Here is a 22,271-nt window from a genome sequence, read left to right as displayed (position 1 = left end):
ACATGGTAAATAAACAAAATCTACTTTAGGAGGATCATATCACATATAGACTTGAGGGGTTTTATCATTATTTTCTATGATATCTGCTGACCTGCTAACGAATCTCTCAGTAAGGTTTCTTTTAATCTATTCTCTTCCATGGTCTTACTCTTTTTCTTCTGTCCATATATCATAAGTGATGATACCAGAGACACCAATGGCAACGTCATCACAATACCTATGCCACCGGATATTCCCTGCATCACTTCAATTCCGATAGAATAAGAGTTAATCATCTGAAGATAAGGTAAATCATATGTATAATTGATCACAAGAGTGCTGAGTGAACCTCCGACAAATGCGATAATCAGTGTATTTGCAGTCGCTCCCATCATATCTCGTCCGACGTTCATTCCGCTCATATAAAGTTTTCTTCGGGGTAGCTCCGGATTCGCCTGATGAATCTCCTGAATTGCAGAAGCAATTGATAATGCGATATCCATCGCACCTCCTAAAGAAGATATTAGTATTCCGGCAAATAATAGCTCTCCAACAGAGATATTGGTTACTTGCCCAATTCCCACCAGTGTATCAATATTTGATACATTATATCCTGAGATCAACGCCACCTTTCCAAATCCCCAGGCAGCAATTCCAGAGATAATCACACCAAATACCGTACCCAGGATGGCGGACATCGATTTTATGCTTTGTCCGCCCAGCAAGAGAATCGTAAAAACCGTCGTGATAAAAACAACTATAATCGCTGCAAGAATTGGTGACATTCCTCGATAGATCGCTGGCATAAAAAAGTATATGATAAGTACTATCGTTAATATCAAACCCGTAACCGATTTCAAACCCGTTTTATTTCCTACCACCCAAAGTAATACACAAAACAGGGCAAAGAACGCCAAGATAATCCACTCTCGGTCAAAGCTATAAACAGAACTAATCGTAACTTGACCGGATTCCGAGGTGAGCGTAATTACTTTCATACCCACATGACAGGTTGCTCCGTAGAGGCTTCCGTTGGTACTAACTGCGCTGGTTTCTTGCCCTTTATGCTTTCCATCGAGAAATTTCACCTTAACTTCCTGATTGCCAATTCTGCTGCCATTCTCTTGCAGATTATCCTTTGTGATATCTGTCACAACCGCCCTATCAAACGAATGTGCCTGTTGTGACACTATCGGGGTCTTGTCAATATTGTTCCAGTAACGAAGAAAGATAAGAAACACACTGAGTAGTAAAATCCCGACCACAAACCTTATTATTTTTTTCGTCTTTCCTATATTCCACCACTTCATTATTATTCCTTACCTTTCTTCCATAATTCTATATTGTTAATCTTATATAAGCGCACAAACCGATTCAGATAAGCACCTATTTCAGTAATACATGTTTTGCAAACGACCCAAATAACATTACCATTGCTGCAATTAGAAACCCTTTGACTTATCTACAGCTTTGATCAATTATTATTACTTAATTGTGATTGTTATTTTAGCTGTTTTTTTACTACCATCTTTGGCAGTAGCGGTAATTGTTACTTTTCCAGCTTTAATACCTTTCACTACTCCTGTCGATGATACCGTGGCAATCTTTGTGTTCGATGATGTCCATGTCAAAGATTTGTTTGTGGCATTTGTTGGAGCAATTGATGTCTTCACGGTAAGTGAACTCTTTACTTTCAGCGTTGCTGCAGCTGATAACTTGAGGCTACTAACTAAGATAGGTTTTACCGTTACTGTACAGTTTGCTGTTTTACCATTCGATGTTGTAACCGTAATTTTTGCAGTACCTGCATTAATCGCCTTGACTACACCAGCTGAGGATACTGTTGCTACCTTTGTGTTTGAAGATTGCCATACTACCGATTTATTTGTTGCATTACTAGGAGTAATTGTTCCGTGAAGTGTAAAAGTGCTTCCGATATATAAGGCTTTGGAAGTAGCGTCAAGTGTAATCTTAGTAGCCTGGGCATTCACTGTAATTGTACAGGTTCCTACTTTACCATTTGAAGATGTAGCAATTATCGTAACGGTACCGGTAGATTTTGCCGTTACTTCCCCCTTTGTAACTGTTGCAATATTACTATTGGAAGAGGTCCAGGATAACGTCTTGTCTGTGGCGTTCGATGGTGCCACTGTACCTGTTAAAGTTAATTTATCTCCAACATTAACTGTCTTTGATGTAACATTTAAACTTACTCCTGTCACTGCTACGAAGGAAGGATTAACAGTTACCTTACATGTTGCCGTCTTACCATTTGAGGTTGTTACTGTGATTATTGCTGTTCCTGCCTTTTTCCCTTGTACCACGCCCGTTGTGCTTACGGTTGCTACGGATACATCTGAAGATGTCCAGGTTAGTGTTTTATCAGAAGTATTGGATGGTGCTATTGCAGCTTCAAGTGTATATGTATCGCCTATGGATAAACTCTTTGTAGTATCTTTTAAGCTTACGCCTGTTGCAGTAATTTCATTAGGTTTGCTGATCGTATAAGGTGTATCAATTTTATTACCGCTAGATACGTCATAGGTATTTATCGTCAAAGTATCATCCGTCACATCTACAACAGAATAAGTTGGTGTCCAGGTCTGGCTTCTGGAAGCAATATAATTTTGCTGTGATGCAATCAAATCATAAAACTTACTTCCAGTAGAACTATTCGCCTCCATATAGAGAACTCCCTGAGGGTTGGTCACTACATTATTGGTTGTATCCTGGCTTACGATTTTATAGCATAAATTCTGGTTTAAGAATTCCTCTTTCACCGCCGGATCACTTAGTTTTACAGACGAATCGTATGCAGTATGTGCAGCTCCGTCACTGGTCAGCTGATAACTTCTCGAGTAAGTATGGTCATGACCCTGAAGTGCTACATCAATATCGTACTTATCAAATAATGTTGTAAGCTGCGTTCTTAAAATAATACCGTCAGAATCTGAGTGATCTAAACCGGAGCCGTAAATATCCTGATGATAGGTCACGATTCTCCATTTGCTATCTGGATTCGCCTCTGTAGCCATTTTAATCAAAGCTTCATGGTCTGCTACATTATAATTGTTCGTATCTATGAACATAAATAATGCATCTCCATAGGTAAAGTAATAATCATTACCGGCTTTTGTCGGTGTTGTTTCTGCTGTAAACTCATTCGGGTTACTAAAATGATTTTGATAATTTGCAGTCATTGAATCATGATTACCAATCGTTGTTGCAACAGGTAAGGAAGATATTACTCTCGGAGACAGATAACCTGCATATTCAATTTCTTGTTGTAAATCCTTGGCTGCCGATCCATTACTTGCACTTTCATTTATCTGGTCGCCAGCTGAGATCATGAAGCTTACGTTAGGATTTGCATCAAAAGCAGAATTCAACGTAGTATTCCAACTAAATGAGTCATTTCTGGCAGCCAGCTCAGCATTCTGTGCAGATTGGTCACCGGTTGCCGTTTGTCCTACCGATGCACCTATCTGCGGATCACCTACATACAGAAAGGAAAACTCATCCGTATCCTGGGTTTTGAATTTCTTAACTTGTGTCCATGCGCTATCCAAATAATACTGATAATAATATACCTTTTTGCTCTTTAAACCGGTTAATGTAACCTTATTGGAATAATAAGGTGTTTCGTTAATCGACTTATAACTTACCGATGAACCAATGATCTCTGTACTATCATTCATATCCTTCGTCGTAGAGAATCTCACCTTTGCCTCATCTTGATTTTTGGAATACCATGCAAAGTTTATACTGCTTTCTGTTTTTCCAGGGGTAAGTGAAATTTGCTCAAAATTATTCTTTACGCTATCCCACTTTGTCTTCCAATTTGCCCAGTCAGTAGAAATACTTGTCTTGGAAGCATTATCGTTCCAATGTGAAGTTGCTGCAAATGACGGTACTGCAATTGCGCATGACAATGCCAATGCGACCGCGGTGACTACTACTTTCTTTTTTGCTTTCATACTTTCCTCCTATTTGATAATATTTGGTAAGTCAACTATAGCACTCCTGCAATTGATAAAATATCATGTTTGTGTTAAAATTTGGTACTAGTTATTTCATGAAAACGTGAAATTTAAGGTCTTGAACACACAAAAAAGCCCACTCTTTTGAACTGACCCCAATAAGTTAGACCTAAAAATTAAACTTATTGGGGTCACATCACTTCGAGTGAACTTTTAATATTAGTATTCTTTTATATCTCTTTTACAGTGCTAAAAGAACATATTCTGTGGGACCCAACTGATCTCCATTATATCTCATATAAAATTTATAGCCCGGATACATCTCATCTATCATTCTAGGTATCTTCCAGATATCTTCATTATTATGGTAAGTACAAATTGTAAGCTTTGGATGATCTTTTGTTATGTGCTCCCTGCAGCCAATTAATGCGTCCTGTTCATATCCCTCTATATCCATCTTAATAAGCGAAACTTTTTCTGTAATATCTTTGTCAATTGTAACTATATTGATTGGTATGCTTCCTTGTTCCTGCAATGTATTCGTAGAAGCATCTGAGCCAAAAGAGTTTAAATATTTTACCTCATTTATAGAACCAACACCACAGTTTCTATAAATAATATTTTTATGGTCAGATAACGTCTGCTTACATTGTTCCATGCTGATCTCTGTTATCTCATAACAATATATCTTTTGGTAATTACCGTAGGTATCAATAAAGCTTTTCGCCGAATCTCCAACATATGCACCTATATCAACTACGACCTCATTTTCATCACATTCCAACAAGTCCAAATCATAATAGTCAGCAAATAGATTCTCTTTCACATGAATTAATTTACTATTATCAAAAAATATCCAAGAATATAGTATACCGTACAAAACATATTTTGAACGGTAATCTCCTAGACGTCCGTATAACCATATAAAATCACCAAGGTGGTCTAGTAATGCATTCACTCGCTGTTCAATGACACCAAAGTTATCAGTATCTGGATCTAAATCACCCCAATAATCTGCGAAATGATTATAATACAAAACATACTTTTGAAACAATACTTCATTTGAAGCTCTGATTGCCATTAAGTTATTAACTGCTTTTGTAAATAACATATTACGATCTAGCACCTTAATACTATCAACCATTTTATTAAAGTCTCTGTCAATATTATTTTTTAGTAAGGATCGTTCATGAACAGTATTAATTATCAACTCTCTCCACGAATCTACTTCCTCTAAGAATTGACCCAATTCCATATTACCATTTAACAACAACTCTGCATAAGATACGGCATTGTTTATATGAATCACCGGACTATCAAAGATGTAACTATTTATTTCTTTCATTGCTTCATATAAATCAATTACAAGATTATTGTCCGTTGTATTGCTATTCTTCAGCATATTTGCAATTTTTTCAAAACTGCTCATTATCTCGATAATTGATTCGTCTTCTTTTATCATCTGTACCACCTCATATAATCTCGGGTATCGCCGTATTTTTGTTTCACATATTTCCAATTAATGATAACATAGTTCTTATCGAAAAAATATAAATCTTTATTCTCATATAAAATACACATTGCCTCTTGGAAAAATAAAAAGTCCACTCTTTGCTGTGAACTTAAATGCAACATGTTTTTAATATAAAAAAGCCTTATAACCACCGCGTTATAAGGCTTTTCTAATGGGTACACTGATATAATATAGTCATGAATTGACGCAATATCATATTATTGTCGCTTCCATACCCCACTTGCATTTGATCCGGCCAGAATATTCTTACCGCTGATACAAAAGGAATAAACATCAATTCCATCTAATCCTGTATTAAATGATCGCCAACTGCTTCCGCCATTTGTGGAACTAAATACCCCACCACCATAAGTTCCGGCAAATATGGTTTTGTCCTTAACCGCAAGGGCATCAATATTCGTATTGGTAATCCCTGTATTAATCTGGCTCCAGCTTGCACCATGATCTTTGGTTAGAAACACCCCATCACGGGGCGTTGCCGCATAGATGTTCTTATCATTCTTAATTAGTGCAAATATCTGATTATTTGTTAATCCTGCATTCTTAGCTATCCAACTAGAGCCGTTATTCTCTGATAAAAATACTCCACCACCAAAGGTTCCGGCAAAGATAGTATCGCCGTTTACGACGAGTGAACTGACCGATGCATTTGCCAGTCCCGAATTAACCGCACTCCAGCTTGTACCATTATCCGCCAGCCTAAAGATACCACCGCCCATGGTGCCGGCAAAGATATTCTTTCCTTTGACAGCCAGTGAATAGACATTTTTATTAGATAGCCCGGAATTCGCCTCTCTCCAGTTAGTGCCATGATCGGAAGATATAAACACTCCACCACCGTTGGTTCCTGCAAAGATATTATCACCCAAAATAGCAAGGGTGAATACATAAGGATTCGTCAAACCCGAATTCACCTCTCTCCATGTATTACCATCATCTTTAGAAAGAAATACACCCGCACCACTGGTTCCTGCATAAATAGTTTTACCGTTCTTGGCAAAAGCACCGACATGTGTATTGGCTAAACCGGTATTGATTGCCTGAAAGCTGGTACCATGATTGTCGGAATAATAAATTCCGCCACCATTGGTTCCTACATACAGATCATCATTGTTAACGGCTAATGAATAAATAAAAGTATTGGCCAACCCCTTAACTGCCCAGTTCCAGGTTAACCCTCTGTTATCGGATACGTATACGCCATCTTCTGTTCCGGCATAGATAAAATCATCGCTTGCAGCAATGGAGTATACATGCTTATTCCTCAACCCTGAGTTAATTTCTTCCCAACTCATGCCGTTGTTATCAGAACAAAAAATGCCTCCCCCATAAGTACCTGCATAGAGTACTTTGCCGCTCCTAACGAGGGAATTGATTTGGGTATTGCTTAGACCTGAATTAACCGAATTCCACTGATCACCGTTATCGGTAGACAAATAAACGCCACCCTCGGTCCCTACGAATATATTTGTACCGTCGGTGACTAGAGAATTTGCATTCAAAGAGGCTAGTCCTGTATTGACAGCCTTCCAGGTGACACCATTATCTATGGAGCGGAATACACCGTTTGTGGTTCCGGCGAAGATATTCTTACCACTGATAACAAGAGAAAGAACAATTGTATCCGTCAACTCTGAATTTATCAACTTCCAACTATCTCCGTTATTAGTTGAGAGAAAGATACCTCCATTCGCACCTGCGAAGATGTTATTTCCGTTAATTGCCAACGAATAGACATTTTTGCTTGTTAAACCCACGTTTACCTCTTTCCAGTTTACACCTTTATCCGAAGAAAGAAAAATACCGCCACCCTCGGTCCCAGTAAAAATATTCTCACCCTCGATTGCAAAACAATGAATATATCCCCCATAAGGACCATTGGTCTGCTCCCATGGCATGGATTGCTTATTAGATATAAATAGAAAAGCAATAATGAAAATGAAAAATATAAGTAATAACAAGGATGTCAGCAGTCTCGATTGGCTTATCTTCTTCATGATATCCCCCCGTAAATAAATCCTCTATTGTAATTAGCCCAAGACGGGCTTACAAATAACAGCCGCCCGCGTTAGATACAGGCGGCTGTTATAAATATTATTTTAATATTGTGCGAAGCCAAGACCTCGGTTCTTTAGATTCTGAACAATAGTAGCGATCGCCGCATTCGTGGTTGTATATCCATCATGCATCAATGGATTACCACCGCTTTGCAAGCTGTTGCAGGCGCTTACGATAGCCTGTGTACTGGCACCGTTCCAGTCCTGAGTATCCACGTTAGGGCTGACGATCGACAGGCCAAGAGCCGAACATGCTTGCTGAATCGTTGAATTGCTCTCAAGATAAGGTAGCCGAATCCTCGTTGGTTTTGGTTTACCGGCATTCTGGATTGCTGTGTTGCATTGTTGAATGTCATTATAAACCTGCTGATAACTCCAGCTGGTCATATGGGAGTGTGTATAAGTATGGTTCTGCAAGCTAAATCCAGAATTCATGTAGGAAGTCCAACCAGCCTGATTACTGCTGATTCTATTACCCCATACAAAGAAGGTAGCACTGTTGACTCCGGCACTCTTTAAATTATTTACTAATGTCGGTGAGTTACTCGTTGGTCCATCATCAAAAGTTAGATAAACGCTACCGCTTGTCGGAGGCTGGGTAGGAGTTGGCGTCGGTGTCGGTGTTGTACCGCTACCACTACCGCTGACTTCTACATAATCCACATAAGCATCCCAATTTCCGGTATCATTGGTTACAATAAGTTGAATCGCATAGCTACCCGACTGCGGGGTACAGGTAAAAGACTGCACCGTAGGGGTTGTCCCGGTAAAGCTAACCCTACCCATTTCATATCCATTCATCCTGATAACTACGGTAGCGGCATTGGAATTGTTCGAAGCTCCCCTGACACTTATTGTTACCGGAGTGTTGCTCCATGTAATATTACTGGTTTGGCAATAATCATTATTCCCATATAGAGCTACTCCCGAAAATGGAGAACTGATTTTCCCAGCGTATTGACCGCCTAAGGTCATATTCTCAGTTTCATATCTAGTGGCAGCAGACGCTTTTCCTACAGGAATAGCCATTGCAAAACACATTAAAAGTGCAATAAATAACATTACATATCGTTTCATTTACGTTCCTCCTTTCAAAATGAAAAATCCACTTATTACAACTCGAGTTGTTTTCAATCATACTATAGTCAGATAAGTATCAATGCCACCACTGGAAGTATTGACAATTATCAATCTTATGTATAATGATATTGGTAAATATTTACATTAGTATGTTAACACAATAAACTAATTAATGCAAGTCCATACTTTACAATCTATGATGATGATAGCTCTTACTTTGTTTATTAATTTCTTTTCAGAACTGCAAATGAATACCGATATGGTGGATTACCAAATACTGAAATAAAGGTCCTACGCAGGTCGTGTCGTCGAATTAAACTACCCTATCCACAATCACAAATAGAAAAGGCATTCCCTCATGCAGAAATTTAAGTATAATCAGACAAGTTATATTCTATAAGTTACAGCATAAAAAAATAACAGTACAATAAAAAATGACTGTTATTTTTTCTATCTATATTAATAATTTTATATTTAATACTTTTCCCGAAGAATTGTTTCTACTCTTTGCTTTACTTGATCAGTTTCTATACCTAATGATACTGATAGTTCAGAAAACAATAATTCTTTTGCTTTTTCTAAATATTTTTCATCAGTAGCGGATTTTTTTCTTCCTTCCGCTCTTTTTTCATTCTCTTCCTCATTTAATACATTAATTATTTCTACTAATTCGCTAGGATTTCCTTCTTTCAGCATTTTAGTATAAACACGCTCTCTCGTCTTCTTATCAGTAATACGAGGCGAATCACTATTCACTAATAATGTATCTATAATATCCTCAGCATTTTTCTTCTTAATAATCAAACGCATTTTTATTTTCTCGTTGTCTACCGGAGTCATTATTACAGAATTTTTCACATTGATAGGATGCATGATATAGTACATATTTTTCTTATTGTCAATTGTTTTCTCTTTTATTTCATCGATTAAACATACTCCTCGACATGAGTAATTAACATAATCACCTTGCTTAAACATTTTATTGCCTCCACTTATCAACAGGGTTGCATGTATAAATATAGCATACTAATAATTTTATGTCAACCAAGTTGACATCTAGCTTTTATAATAGTATACTTCTGCTGAGGTGAAATGAGTGGTAAAAGAAGCTGATAATATAAATTTAATTGATTTATTAAATTCAAAATATTACAAATTCAAAAAAATGAATGAAGAATTGTGTAGTAGTTCATACAATATATCTCTCACAAATTCTGAATGGTCTGTTATTTACCTGATTCACGGGAACCAGCCTACCATTTCAGAAATAGTACAACAAATCAAGATTACAAGGCAGGCAACGCACAAATGTATTAAAGCTTTAAATTCAAAAGGCATTTTAATGGTAAATAATGTTGTAAATAACAACAAGAAAAAATGTCTCAGACTTACTCCATTAGGTGAACAATTATACTTAGATAATATTTTATTAAAAGAAGCTATCGTACGCGATCTTGCAATACAAATAGGTTTAGATAATATTAATTTATTAATAAGCTTACTTAATAAGATATAAACATAAATCTTCCTCTCTTTAGCCTTCCATGCATGAACATTTATAATAACTTCCTTAACAAACTTAAGCATCGCTTTCTAGTTTATTAATGGAATATCAGATACACCAGACTTACGGTTAGATTATATTTTTCTAATTGACTTATATTGCTAACTATGTTATGCTTATAAGGTATTTTAAATAAAGAATTGATTTCACATATTTTCGTAGATCATTTTTGATTTACTGAGATATGTGTTTTTTATTGGAGTATAATAAATTTAAGGAGGTATCTTTCATGAATAAAGGTACTGTAAAATGGTTTAACGCACAAAAGGGATTTGGTTTTATTTCTGACGAACAGGGCAATGATGTATTCGTACATTTCTCAGGTCTTGCTATGGAAGGATTTAAATCCATCGATGAAGGTCAGGCTGTAACGTTTGATGTAACAAAAGGTGCTCGTGGAATGCAAGCAGTCAACGTTAACATTGCTTAATTAGCAATATCTAAAAGATCACTTTTAAGTGGTCTTTTTTTATTTTACAGAGGCATGTAGGAAAAGTGCAGCACAGCTGCACTTAGGAACACCGCCTTGTTCCAAGGCGTCCCGACCATACTCCGCAGGTCGTGGCTTCGAATTTACTGCTACTAGATAAAAAAGAAAGAGTCCATACTTACGTATGAACTCTTTTAACGCATCCTTTAGGATGCAATTTACAGGGGCAGTAGGATTTGAACCCACGACCTGCGGTTTTGGAGACCGTTATTCTACCAGCTGAACTATACCCCTATTTATGTCGTTGTGTGCTGAGCACTTTTCTATATTACAATGAATTGTGTAAATTGTCAAGAATATTTCGAGGTTTGACAACATTTTTTAAAATATCTGATATCGATTAAAAAATGTGATCTTTCAGTACCATGTGAAGTTCCGCACTTGCAATCACCTCATTTAATGTTTCCGACATCTTATGTACTGACTCTGAAGCCCCTTCTTCTATTTCCTTTAGGTCAGCAACATTTTTCTCAATTGTATGTGCGATATCATTGATGTTTGATGAGGCAAGTGTAATGTGAGTAAAGGTAGTATTAAGCTCCTCTAAAGAGTTCTTTGTCATTTTACTTGCTTCTTCGCCCGGGTTATTCATTAATACCTCACAGCATTCTTTTAACCTGTTCACCAGATAGCTCCCTACTTTAGAGAGATTAAGTACAGTATCCGATGCATTCATCGATTCATAAGCGCCTTGTTCAATAGTTGCCTGTGTTGCATCCCATTTCTTTAGTTTATCCGTGACATCCACCATAGACTCCCGGACAGACGAAAGAAGTATTAAATCATCTTCGATCGATTTCATAATTGGTATCCCCCAAATCTATCCCTGTTTATGATACTATCTTTTCAGCATGCCCATCACTTCTTGTATATTTCTTACGCCAATTAACTTAATACCCTTTGTTTTCATTTGTTCCCTATTCGCCTGAGGAAGAATGCATATCTCAAAGCCCATCTTCTCTGCTTCCAGAACCCTCTGTTCTGCCATATTTACTGCTCTAATTTCTCCTGTGAGTCCAACCTCGCCAAATAGAACGGTTTTGTTGTCTAAAGCCACATTCTTATAACTGGATAATATCGCAGTTACCACCGCTAAGTCAAGTGCCGGCTCTGTAATTCTCATACCACCTGCCACATTTACGTAGGCATCACAATCCGATAGCTGAATTCCTGCTCGCTTCTCAAGCACTGCCATAAGCAGGTTAACACGATTATAATCCGTACCCGCCGCGGTTCTTCTCGGCATATTAAAATTCGTTCTGCATACCAAGGCCTGAAGCTCAACAAGAATTGGTCTTGTTCCTTCGATTGATGCAGCGACCACCGAACCCGGTTCACCCTCCGGACGTCCCTTCAGCATGAACTCAGAAGGATTTTTCACCTCTACCAATCCAGTACCCTGCATCTCGAATACACCAATTTCATTTGTAGAACCAAATCGATTCTTAACTGCACGAAGTACGCGATATGCCGCATAATTATCACCTTCAAAGTATAGTACCGTGTCCACCATATGTTCTAATACTCTGGGGCCGGCCACCACTCCTTCTTTCGTAACATGTCCAATGATAAATACAGTGACCCCCATTCCCTTTGCTATCTGCATCAGTGCGGCGGTTGCTTCTCTAACCTGACTGACACTTCCGGGAGCGGAATTCACATTATCTTTTGACATCGTCTGGATGGAGTCTACTATCACTATCTCCGGTTTATACTTTTGTATTGATTCCTCTATATAATCCAGGTTCGTTTCACAAAGAAGCAGAAGCTCGCCGTGAAATACGCCGAGCCTTTCTGCCCTCATTTTTATCTGGCTTAAAGATTCTTCTCCTGATATATAGAGTACCTTTTTTGATTTTGCTGAAATCTCCCTACACATCTGTAATAACAGAGTTGATTTTCCTATGCCGGGATCTCCACCTACCAGTACAAGGCTTCCACGGACTATACCGCCGCCAAGTACACGATCCAGCTCATCAATTCCTGATTGTATTCGTTGTTCAGATTCTGCCTTAATATTAGATAATAATTCAGGCTCTTTCTGGATTAATGAACCGGTAGGTTTCGTACTCTTTTTCACAACCGGTTCTTCTGTAAAGGTATCCCATTCCTTACAGCCCGGACACTGACCCAACCATTTTGCTGATTCAAAGCCACATTCTTTACAGAAAAACACAGTCTTGCTTTTTGCCATATTACTGCTTAACCACCTTTATAGAATCCTTCTTATCATTTTCCAAATCAAGGCTGAATACTAACTTACCACCTAAATTTGTCTTCATTGTACCAAGGCTCTCGCTGTTTTTGAACACTTCATAAATTGACTCCGCTTCTAATTCCAACGTGATCTGTGCCGTATCGTTTCCCTCCACAATAAAGCTCAGGCTGTTGCCCTTTGCATCGAAATTAAACGCAGCTGTTCCGGGTACTGACTCATAGACAAACATACCGTTTCTCTCCAGCTTGGTTATCTGATTAAATGTTTTTACCTTATATAAATCACCCTGATGCTCAAAATCTGATGCCTTTGATTTTACATTCAATGTATAATTACCAAAGCTGATTGTCCCATCGCTTTCTTTGCGTATTAACTCTTCTACAACTGCCATTCTATGACCCTCCTAATTGTATTAATTTATCAAAACGTGACACTAAATTTTAAATCGGAATACTCATTTACATTATATCTGATATATCGAGCGATTTCTACTGAAATAATTAATTATTTCACCTGTACTACCATTTCATTGTCAAGGTACTCGAAGCGAACGGTATCTCCCTCTTTTATCGTGCCGGCTAGAATTGCTTCCGCTAATTTATCTTCAATATTCGTCTGTATTGCACGTCTGAGTGGTCTTGCTCCGTATTTTGCATCAAAACCTGAATCGGCAATATAGCCCACAACCTCATCGCTGGTTTCTAATGCGATATTCATCTGTGATTTACTTCTCTTTGAGATAGTATTAATCATAATGGATACGATACTTCTGATATTATCTTTTCCTAAGGAATGGAATACGATAATCTCATCAATACGGTTAATAAACTCCGGTTTAAAGATCTTCTTTACCTCGTCCATTACCCCTTCCTTCATCCTCTTATAATCTTCCTTCTCATCAATAACAGAAGCAAATCCAAGACGTTTTGGTGCAATGATATTCTGTGCACCTGCGTTGGAGGTCATAATGATTATGGTATTCTTGAAGCTGACTTTTCTTCCTTGGGCATCGGTTATATGTCCATCATCCAATACCTGCAGTAATATATTGAATACGTCAGGATGAGCCTTCTCGATTTCATCAAACAGAATAACCGAATAAGGGTTCTGTCTAACCTTTTCACTTAATTGTCCGCCCTCGTCATAACCCACATATCCCGGAGGGGAACCGATCAGTTTGCTTACGCTATGCTTCTCCATGTATTCGGACATATCAACTCGAACAATTGAATTCTCACTACCAAACATAGCCTCTGCAAGTGCTTTGGATAATTCAGTTTTACCTACACCGGTTGGTCCTAAGAACAGGAAGGATCCTATCGGGCGGTTCGGGTCTTTTAACCCAACTCTTCCTCGACGAATTGCTTTTGCTACTGCTCCAACTGCCTCCTCTTGTCCGACTACTCTTTTGTGTAATATGGATTCGAGATTTTGTAAACGTTCAGTTTCTTCTTCCGCAAGCTTTTTCACAGGGATTTTAGTCCAGCTAGCCACAATTTCCGCTATCTCATTTTCATTCACAACTAACTGTTTTTCTAATTTCTCTTTCTCATCGATCAGTCTTTGCTTCTCAAGCTCTTCCTGCATCGCCTCCTGTTGCTTCTTTATCTCTCCGGCTCTTTCGTATGCTTCGGATTTGATTGCTCGTTCCTTCTCATCCTCAAGCTTCTTGATTTCCTGTTCGAGACTTTTGATCTCAGGAGAAGAAGTATAAGTGCTTAATCGAACCTTTGACGCTGCTTCATCCATTAAGTCAATTGCCTTATCCGGCAAATAACGATCATTAATGTAGCGGCTTGATAATTTAACTGCTGCCTCCAATGCACTGTCGGTAATTCGAACCTGATGATGTGCTTCATATTTATCACGTAATCCGTACAGAATTTTGACTGCTTCTTCTTCTGAGGGTTCATCCACCACTACCGGCTGAAAACGTCTCTCAAGTGCTGCATCCTTTTCAATGTATTTACGATATTCTTCTCTGGTCGTAGCACCGATGATCTGAAGTTCACCTCGAGCCAAGGATGGCTTTAAGATATTAGAAGCATCAATCGCACCTTCTGCTCCACCTGCACCTATGATTGTATGAATCTCGTCGATAAATAATAATACATTCCCGTCAGCGATTACTTCCGCGATTACCTTCTTAATTCTCTCCTCGAATTCACCTCTGTATTTCGAACCAGCTACCATACCGGATAAATCCAGTGTAACAACTCTTTTCTCTCTAATTGTTTCAGGAATATTGCCTTCTACAATCTTTAATGCTAATCCTTCTGCAACTGCTGTTTTACCTACACCGGGCTCACCTACAAGACAAGGATTATTCTTTGTTCTACGGCTCAAAATCTGTACAACTCTTTGAATTTCATTTTCACGACCAATAACCGGATCAAGCTTCCCTTCTCTTGCATATTCCGTAAGATCACGGCTGTATTGATCAAGTGTCGGAGTTGCTGACTTTCCTTTTGCTTTGGTGGTTTTACCGGCAGCATAATCATTCTTTGCAGAATTGATATCTACCCCTGAAGCAGTCAGAATATCGATATAAACCTTTTGAACATTGACACCGAGTGTATTAAGTAGTCTCACTGCTATACAATCCACTTCTTTGATCAATGCGATCAGAATATGTTCTGTTCCAACTGATTGTGCCTTGAGTTTTGCTGACTCCTTATAGCTTTGGTCAAGGATGCGTTTTGATCTTGGTGTGAAGTTACCTGCATCCATCATCTCAACGCTGTTATTTGGTGCAATTAATTGATTGACTAATTCTAATACCTTCTCCACCGTAACCCCGTTTTCCTCTAGGATTTTCGATGCTACACCTTCTACTTCCATTAAACCAATTAGCAAATGCTCTGTTCCAATGTAATTATGTGACATTCGAAATGCAATTTCTTTCGCCAAATTAATTGCTGTTTTTGCGTTTTCAGTAAATTTATCGTACATGCTTGTATCCTCCATTCTTACGAAAGTACACTTAATACTAGTTATTTTATATTGATATATTTGATTAGAATGTAAAAACCCCTAATCTATTTATCAGTAATCATCTAATTTTTGAAAACCAGAAGTAAAAATATCTGCCTACACCATATCTAAATATGTCTATCCTTAGAAAGACGCGAAATATACCTATCCTTAGTAATGTGTGAATTATGCTTTTCAATAATTCACATTATATCCGGAAGCTCTTTTCTGATGTAGTCCGCGCGGGATTGATCTCTTGATACACTACCTACATTTTTTCCAAGTGTCCACTGAAGACATCCGGGTTGAACGCCCATCATAAGCCTGTGAACATTAAATTCTTTATTAAAATTGATTAGCCCACAATCTGCTCCTAATTTAATCTGGGATAACAGAGTCATTGCGTCATCGGAAGAGATTTGTCTTGCATATTTTAATACTCCATAAGAGCGATATACCTGATCCTCTATTTCATTTGCATTGATCGATAGCATATATTCTCTTCGTCTTCTCTCTTGTTTCACTACCTGCGATACGATTCGCTTAAGGTTTTCTATAATTTCACTCTCTGAGGTACCCAACGTCTTTTGATTGGATATCTGATAAATATTCCCTAAGCTTTTCGTTCCTTCACCATAGATGCCACGGATGGTGACTCCGTATTTTCCGACCTCTTCTATCAGCTTTTGCATTAATCTTGCATTGCTTAAAGCCGGTAGAAAAACCATACAGGATGCCCTCATACCTGTTCCTACGTTGGTAGGACATGCGGTAAGATATCCATACTTTTCATCGTAAGCAAATTGTAGCTTTTCATATGCTATGTCATCAATAAAATCTGCTTCCTGATATGCATTTTCCAAATTGAAACCGCCTGATATCGCTTGTATCCTGATATGATCTTCTTCATTGATCATGATACTGATCGTCTCATCCTCGGACAAAATCACTCCGGTGGTCTGCTCCTTTTCTGCTAGAAGTGGGCTAACTATGTGACGTTCTACCATTGCAAGCTTATCGATTTCACTTAATGTACTGATATTGCAGGAATAAAATTGACGATTATCCATCTCTACTAATGTCGTGGTAATTCCCTTTACTTCATTGACTAAGGATATCGATTGCTCTTCTGTAATCTTTTGAGAAAAAGGATAGTGCGTTAAGTTCCTGGCAAGTCTCACACGACTGGAGATAACTACATCGCTATCAGGAACGATCTGTTCGTACCATTTAAGCATTACTGATCTCCTCCTTTTTCATCTGTTTAATTAAATCACGGAGTCTTGCTGCTTCCTCGAATTCCTCCTTCTCAATTGCTTCCTGAAGTCTTAATGAGAGCTTGTCAATTTCCGTGAAATCCTTTGTTACTCGTTCAGGTCCAGCGGTTTCAAATCCCTTCGGTCGCTTTCCGGTATGGATTTCAGCGCCTTGAATCCCTTTTAATGTCTTATTTAACTGTGCACTAAAACTTTTATAACAGTTCGCACAGCCAAATCGCCCTTTTTGTATAAATTCTTCATAGGTGGTACCACAAGTTTCACAGCTAATGATTGGATTTACTATGCCCGGTTGCTTCTTATCGACAGTCGCATAATTATCAAGTAATGTGGATAGAAGATCTCCTAACGTCAATTCGCTTTTCACTAACTGCTTTTCTACTTGAAAGGATGTATAATCGGTTGCACATTCCTCACAAAGATGCTGCTCTTTTTTTACACCATTGATTATCTCAGTATAAAGTATCTTCGCATCTTTCTTATGACATCTATCACATAACATAATTGTTACCCCCTTTCAAATTCACTAAAAATGTCGTTGACGATTTCGTGTGCCTCCTCACAACTGATGTTTTTACAAATAGCCTTTGCTAAAATCACTCGCAAATTCTCTCTCATCTCTTCAATTGCTTTCAGTTTGTTAATATCAATTGCAATGACAGCGCCTTTTCTCCGGTCTAGTTTTACATAACCCTCTTGTTTCAATATTGCATATGCTTTATTAACGGTGTGCATATTGATACCAATATCCTCAGCAAGATCTCTTACAGAGGGTAGATTTTCCCCTTCCTGAAGCTGAGCGGTAGCGATACCGTAGATTATTTGATTTCTTAGTTGTATATAAATTGCTTCATCACTATTAAAATCAATTCGTACATACATAATGAAACACCTCGTATTCTAAAGTTACCGTTATATCTGTTATACAATCAGTATAACAAACACCTTTCATTTGTCAAGCATTTTACAGTGACTATCTTCTGCGTTTCTTTTTCTTTGAAAGCGCCTTCATTGTTCTCACCGTTGTGAATAATAACAGAAGTGCGACCGCACTTAGAATCGCTATTGCAATCGCCGCTTTGGAAAGATTACTTCGGTATTGCTGTATCTCTTTACTTTGATTATCTGAGTTAGTATTCCCCACTGAACTCTCTGTAAATCGCTGAATTGTTTTTTCCACTTTATCATATTGATAAAATCCCTGTTCACCATCAGCATTTTCCACATAAAGCAATGCAAAATCATCCTGCATATTATTACTTGGTACATATGCTGTAATTGTTTCACCAGAGATTGTAATCTCAGTTTTTACATAACCTTTCGGAATTGAGGTGCCTTCCTCCGGATCCACCAACTTATAACTCGCGCCAAATACCAGATACTGATCAGCGCCATTTTGCACAATTTTTACTGAGGTTGAAGCAGAAACGGTATCTGCATCCGGAGTCGGAGTAATCGTCGGTGTAGTCTCTACCATTTTTTCTTTATTTACATTTATAGTATATTCTATGACGTTTCCTGATTCTGCTAATACTTTAATAACAACTTTATTTTTACCTTCCTTCAAAGAATCATTTCCTGTTATGGATACTGTCGCCTTTTGATCCTCTGGATCTGCCACGATAAATAACTCATCTGTGGTACTGTCCACACTAACATTATATTGACGCGTTTTTTTATTAAAAGACGGTTCTATTGGAGGATTAGTGGTCAAGGATTTTAAATTAGCATTGGTTGATGCAGTGTTTTTCGCCTTAACTTTCATTGTTATTTCATCACTGGAGACGGATAATTCATCGCCACTCTCATCATAAACCACCGGATCTTCCAGTGTCATGTTGCTGCTTCCAACCTTAAGTGCTTTGAACTTCATAGCGTATTTTCTTTTTGTGCTACCTTCCATAACATCAATATCATTTATCTTTAAAAGTCCATTTCCACCGGTGATTTTTTGAGCACCACCTGTATATTCCAAAACATTTGAATCATATGCTAAGTTTGCTACAAAATCCGTAAAAGTAGTCTCTGAATTAATATTTATATATACATAAACAGTGTCGCCAATCGTTACTGTTGAATGGTCACTCGTTAATTCAACCTTTGCACTGGCTGCAAAACAAGGTTTTACATTGATAAAGCTGGCTACAATTCCGATAAACAGAAATAGCATTAAATATTTTCTAAATTTATTCATTTTATTCTCCTCCTAAAATCGAAGGATTTCTCCTCCGTATGCAATATCCGGCCGATAGGTAGAAACCTCCGGCCGGTATTCTCGTATGAAATGTCTAATTTTTTCTTACGATTGTTAATGTATAATTCTCTACAGCTCCGCTCTCTGCGGTGATTTTCACAGTAACTATGTTGGAACCTACCCGTAACGGTATAGTCCCAGTACCGGATACATTCGCTTTGGAGCTTACTGCCGCCGCAGCTACAGTGATCTTGTCTACCTTATTCTCAACCTCTAAAGCGTAACTCTTCACTGTTTGACTAAAGGTTGGTGTTAATTTTATCGTTGCCCCGCTTGAATCCTTCACACTTAGGCTCTTAATCCAGTTATTCGGATTAAGCTTAGGTTTAGGTGACGGTACTGGCTTTGTTGGCATGTTCAAATACACCGGGATGGAGAATACAATTGGAGTATTTAAAACACTGTCATAGGCTGTTTTAACCTTTTTTGCTTCCGCATAAGGTGCTTCCACGTTGCCCATATATTGATGGCCGTAGGTTGAAATATCAGTTACATTGAACTTCTGTAGATATACAGTATCTTGTCCTCTATTAATGTAACGGCTGCCTATCCAAAAAGCACCGCCTGATATTGCTTTAAAACGATTATTCCAAGGCAACATATATTGTGCATTATTTACTGAACTGCTAGTTCCGTCCTTTGCATACGATAGACCCTTTGCAATAGCACCACCGCCTGCACTATTTGAAGCACCGATATTGTAGAAGTTGTAGTATCCCTCGTAATTTGGATATTTACCGGTAGCACTTCCACTAAAAGAGGATGCGCTTCCTAATACTTCTTGCTTTGACCTAGAGGCCAGATGATAAGGGCTGACTCCAGAAAACAACGCTGCTTCCATAAATGTATTCGCGTAGCTATAGGTTTTTTTAATACCATAATTATTAGTAAAGCTATAGCTTCCATCGAATGCTGTATTATTAACAATATTATTTACACCATTTATGTTTTGATATGCACTTTGATACCGGAGCATTTCAAATTGAAAAATACCGTTTGTTGTTAAAAAGTTACGTGGATCCATGTAATATCCAAGTCCTTCTTTTGACGCAGTTACCCAATATGAACCGTCATAAACCGTAAATTTATCGGTCTTCCAGTCATAAGCACTACCGTCCATGGAAAGCCACTCAATTCCTTTATAACTCGGAATCAAATTCAAGCCCACTTTATTTTCAGCGGTAATCACCTTATTCCAATCTAATCCGGTATGATATGCTTTAAATACCCATTGAGGGTACTGGTTATGAAGCATTCTTAAATAAACCTTATAGCTCTCCGGAAAACCTTCCTGTGACAATGCCTTTTCGAAATCCGTACTATTTAGTCCCCCCGGTGTCGGTGATATGCTTGGTTTCTTGGTTGGCGTCACAGATACCTCGTCAGTCGGAGTAGGAACGGGTGGGTTCTTAGACGGCAGATATACGATAGAAGGCATTACATATCCGGTCATTTGATTGCCTTCGTAAGTAAAATTAATTTTATAATAAGGTATGTATTTTAATATCACTGATTGCGTAACCGTAACCGGTTGAGCACTTTTCAAAAGGATGGGTTTTCCGTTATCAGTTAGTAAACTAATCGTTTTAGTCGAAGCATTATAATTAAATACATTAAATACAAAGTCAGTATTACAGATATATCCTTGTGTTGAGCTAGTAATTGAATCAAATATCTTTAAATTACTAACATCAAAGGCAGTACCAATTGACGGGATTTTTATTGTACTTCCGCTGTTCGTAGGAGTTATCGTCGGTGTAGGTTTCATTGTAGGTGTTGGCTTTAGTGTTGGCTTTAGTGTTGGCTTTAGCGTTGGTGTCGGTGTTGGCTTAAGCGTTGGCTTTGGTGTTATTGTCGGCTTAGGCGTTGGAGTTGGCTTTTGTGTTGGAGTAGAAGCGATTGATTTGAGAACCGCTTTATTAGCATCCACATATCCGGTAAACTTTTCATCATTCACAGTAAAAGAAGCCTGGAACCACTTTACTCCCTTAACGTTTGTTTCATTTTTAACTGATATATTTTTACCCTTACTTAGCGTAACCTTACTTCCTTTTTTATTTTTTAAATAACTACTAGTCGATCCTGCTTTTGTATATACAGATACTTTATCCATCAGGATCTGAGCGTTGATTGCTTTGTTATAGGTTAGCTTAATATATTCTCCGATCGCAAAACCGTTCAAAGTTTTATTGTTCTTCTTAACGGTAATGCCATACCATTTTTCATTATTCGTTGTTGTGTCACCCAGAACAGTAACCGTTTCTTTATTTTTCAATTCACCAACTTTACTGTACTTCGTGCTTGGGCCACTTCTCATATTAAGTATGGATGTTTCCACTGATGCTTTTACATCCAGACCCTTATTCACGGAGTTTATGGGTGTTGGTGTCGGCTTCTTTGTAGGTTTTGGTGTCGGCTTTTTGGTTGGAGTTGGGGATAATGAAATATAATTTTTATGTACATAGCCCTTTACGGTTTTACCATTAAACATGAATGAAGCATAATAAAAAGAACCACTCTTACTTATTATTGTAACTTTCTGTCCTTTTTTTAGGTACACAAACTTACCGTCTGATTTCAATTGGCTTTTTGAGGATGACGGCCCGGTCCGTACATTTAATGATTGGGCAGTAACTTTACCTGTGGTAGTTGCAGATGCTCGCTCCGGCTTTTGATATACAAAACTCTGGATTATCAGTGCCAGTACAATTAAAATTACAATACATTTTTTATAATTCTTTCGTCTCATACTTCCCCCTTAAGCCTATGTAAAATATGTATAATCCAAAATAAGCAATAATCAAGGCCAAAAATCATATTTCGATCCATGATTTTACCTTTCTCATTGCTTATATACAAATTACT

17 protein-coding genes and 1 tRNA gene are annotated in these 22,271 nt (G+C 37.9%); 2 read left to right on the top strand and 16 right to left on the bottom strand.

Going from position 1 to position 22,271, the window contains the following annotated elements; genetic code table 11:
• Window positions 1-74: 74 nt before the first annotated feature.
• The 6 genes from AC6IWN_RS00825 to AC6IWN_RS00800 form a co-directional block, all read right to left on the bottom strand.
• The gene (locus AC6IWN_RS00825; RefSeq protein ID WP_497990117.1) at window positions 75-1,289 is read right to left on the bottom strand and encodes a YibE/F family protein; all 1,215 of its coding nucleotides are present in this window, start codon (window positions 1,287-1,289) and stop codon (window positions 75-77) included.
• A gap of 174 nt (window positions 1,290-1,463) precedes the next feature.
• Window positions 1,464-3,956, bottom strand: coding sequence for an Ig-like domain-containing protein (locus AC6IWN_RS00820; protein ID WP_497990115.1), 2,493 nt, complete (start codon window positions 3,954-3,956; stop codon window positions 1,464-1,466).
• 244 nt (window positions 3,957-4,200) lie between these two features.
• Window positions 4,201-5,421 (bottom strand): FkbM family methyltransferase, encoded by a 1,221-nt coding sequence (locus tag AC6IWN_RS00815; RefSeq protein ID WP_497990113.1) that lies wholly within the window; start codon window positions 5,419-5,421, stop codon window positions 4,201-4,203.
• 269 nt (window positions 5,422-5,690) lie between these two features.
• Window positions 5,691-7,490 (bottom strand): regulator, encoded by a 1,800-nt coding sequence (locus AC6IWN_RS00810; RefSeq protein WP_497990111.1) that lies wholly within the window; start codon window positions 7,488-7,490, stop codon window positions 5,691-5,693.
• Between the two features lie 102 nt (window positions 7,491-7,592).
• Window positions 7,593-8,627 (bottom strand): polysaccharide deacetylase family protein, encoded by a 1,035-nt coding sequence (locus AC6IWN_RS00805; protein ID WP_497990110.1) that lies wholly within the window; start codon window positions 8,625-8,627, stop codon window positions 7,593-7,595.
• Window positions 8,628-9,104: 477 nt separating this feature from the next.
• Window positions 9,105-9,608 carry a CarD family transcriptional regulator gene (locus AC6IWN_RS00800; protein WP_497990108.1) on the bottom strand — a complete coding sequence of 168 codons (504 nt, stop codon included), beginning with the start codon at window positions 9,606-9,608 and terminating at the stop codon, window positions 9,105-9,107.
• Between the two features lie 118 nt (window positions 9,609-9,726).
• On the opposite strand from AC6IWN_RS00800, the gene AC6IWN_RS00795 reads away from it, so the two are divergent.
• Together AC6IWN_RS00795 and AC6IWN_RS00790 are read left to right on the top strand one after the other, a co-directional pair.
• Complete coding sequence (locus tag AC6IWN_RS00795; RefSeq protein ID WP_497990106.1) at window positions 9,727-10,146, top strand: hypothetical protein; 420 nt, start codon at window positions 9,727-9,729, stop codon at window positions 10,144-10,146.
• A gap of 277 nt (window positions 10,147-10,423) precedes the next feature.
• Window positions 10,424-10,624, top strand: a complete 201-nt coding sequence (locus AC6IWN_RS00790; RefSeq protein WP_497990104.1) for a cold-shock protein — start codon at window positions 10,424-10,426, stop codon at window positions 10,622-10,624.
• Between the two features lie 221 nt (window positions 10,625-10,845).
• On the opposite strand, the gene AC6IWN_RS00785 is transcribed toward AC6IWN_RS00790, so the two are convergent.
• The 10 genes from AC6IWN_RS00785 to AC6IWN_RS00740 form a co-directional block, all read right to left on the bottom strand.
• Window positions 10,846-10,918 (bottom strand) — tRNA-Trp (locus tag AC6IWN_RS00785).
• 106 nt (window positions 10,919-11,024) lie between these two features.
• Window positions 11,025-11,486 (bottom strand): hypothetical protein, encoded by a 462-nt coding sequence (locus AC6IWN_RS00780; protein WP_497990102.1) that lies wholly within the window; start codon window positions 11,484-11,486, stop codon window positions 11,025-11,027.
• Between the two features lie 36 nt (window positions 11,487-11,522).
• Window positions 11,523-12,878, bottom strand: coding sequence for a DNA repair protein RadA (gene radA / locus AC6IWN_RS00775; RefSeq protein WP_497990101.1), 1,356 nt, complete (start codon window positions 12,876-12,878; stop codon window positions 11,523-11,525).
• Window position 12,879: 1 nt separating this feature from the next.
• Complete coding sequence (locus AC6IWN_RS00770; RefSeq protein ID WP_497990099.1) at window positions 12,880-13,293, bottom strand: endosialidase; 414 nt, start codon at window positions 13,291-13,293, stop codon at window positions 12,880-12,882.
• A 113-nt stretch (window positions 13,294-13,406) separates the two neighbouring features.
• Window positions 13,407-15,854, bottom strand: coding sequence for an ATP-dependent Clp protease ATP-binding subunit (locus AC6IWN_RS00765; protein ID WP_497990097.1), 2,448 nt, complete (start codon window positions 15,852-15,854; stop codon window positions 13,407-13,409).
• 224 nt (window positions 15,855-16,078) lie between these two features.
• Complete coding sequence (locus tag AC6IWN_RS00760; RefSeq protein ID WP_497990095.1) at window positions 16,079-17,113, bottom strand: protein arginine kinase; 1,035 nt, start codon at window positions 17,111-17,113, stop codon at window positions 16,079-16,081.
• Complete coding sequence (locus AC6IWN_RS00755) at window positions 17,106-17,654, bottom strand: UvrB/UvrC motif-containing protein (protein WP_497990093.1); 549 nt, start codon at window positions 17,652-17,654, stop codon at window positions 17,106-17,108. The genes AC6IWN_RS00760 and AC6IWN_RS00755 overlap by 8 nt, the downstream gene beginning before the upstream one ends.
• A 5-nt stretch (window positions 17,655-17,659) precedes the next feature.
• Window positions 17,660-18,034, bottom strand: a complete 375-nt coding sequence (locus AC6IWN_RS00750; protein WP_497990091.1) for a GntR family transcriptional regulator — start codon at window positions 18,032-18,034, stop codon at window positions 17,660-17,662.
• Between the two features lie 91 nt (window positions 18,035-18,125).
• Window positions 18,126-19,346: a cadherin-like beta sandwich domain-containing protein gene (locus AC6IWN_RS00745; protein ID WP_497990089.1), complete on the bottom strand. Its 1,221-nt coding sequence runs from the start codon at window positions 19,344-19,346 to the stop codon at window positions 18,126-18,128.
• 94 nt (window positions 19,347-19,440) lie between these two features.
• Complete coding sequence (locus AC6IWN_RS00740; RefSeq protein ID WP_497990087.1) at window positions 19,441-22,155, bottom strand: SH3 domain-containing protein; 2,715 nt, start codon at window positions 22,153-22,155, stop codon at window positions 19,441-19,443.
• Window positions 22,156-22,271 lie beyond the last annotated feature (116 nt).

The organism is Variimorphobacter sp. HTMS_6 (assembly GCF_059717775.1).
Note: the sequence above shows the minus strand (reverse complement) of the source record. Positions and strands in the feature narration are given on the sequence as shown.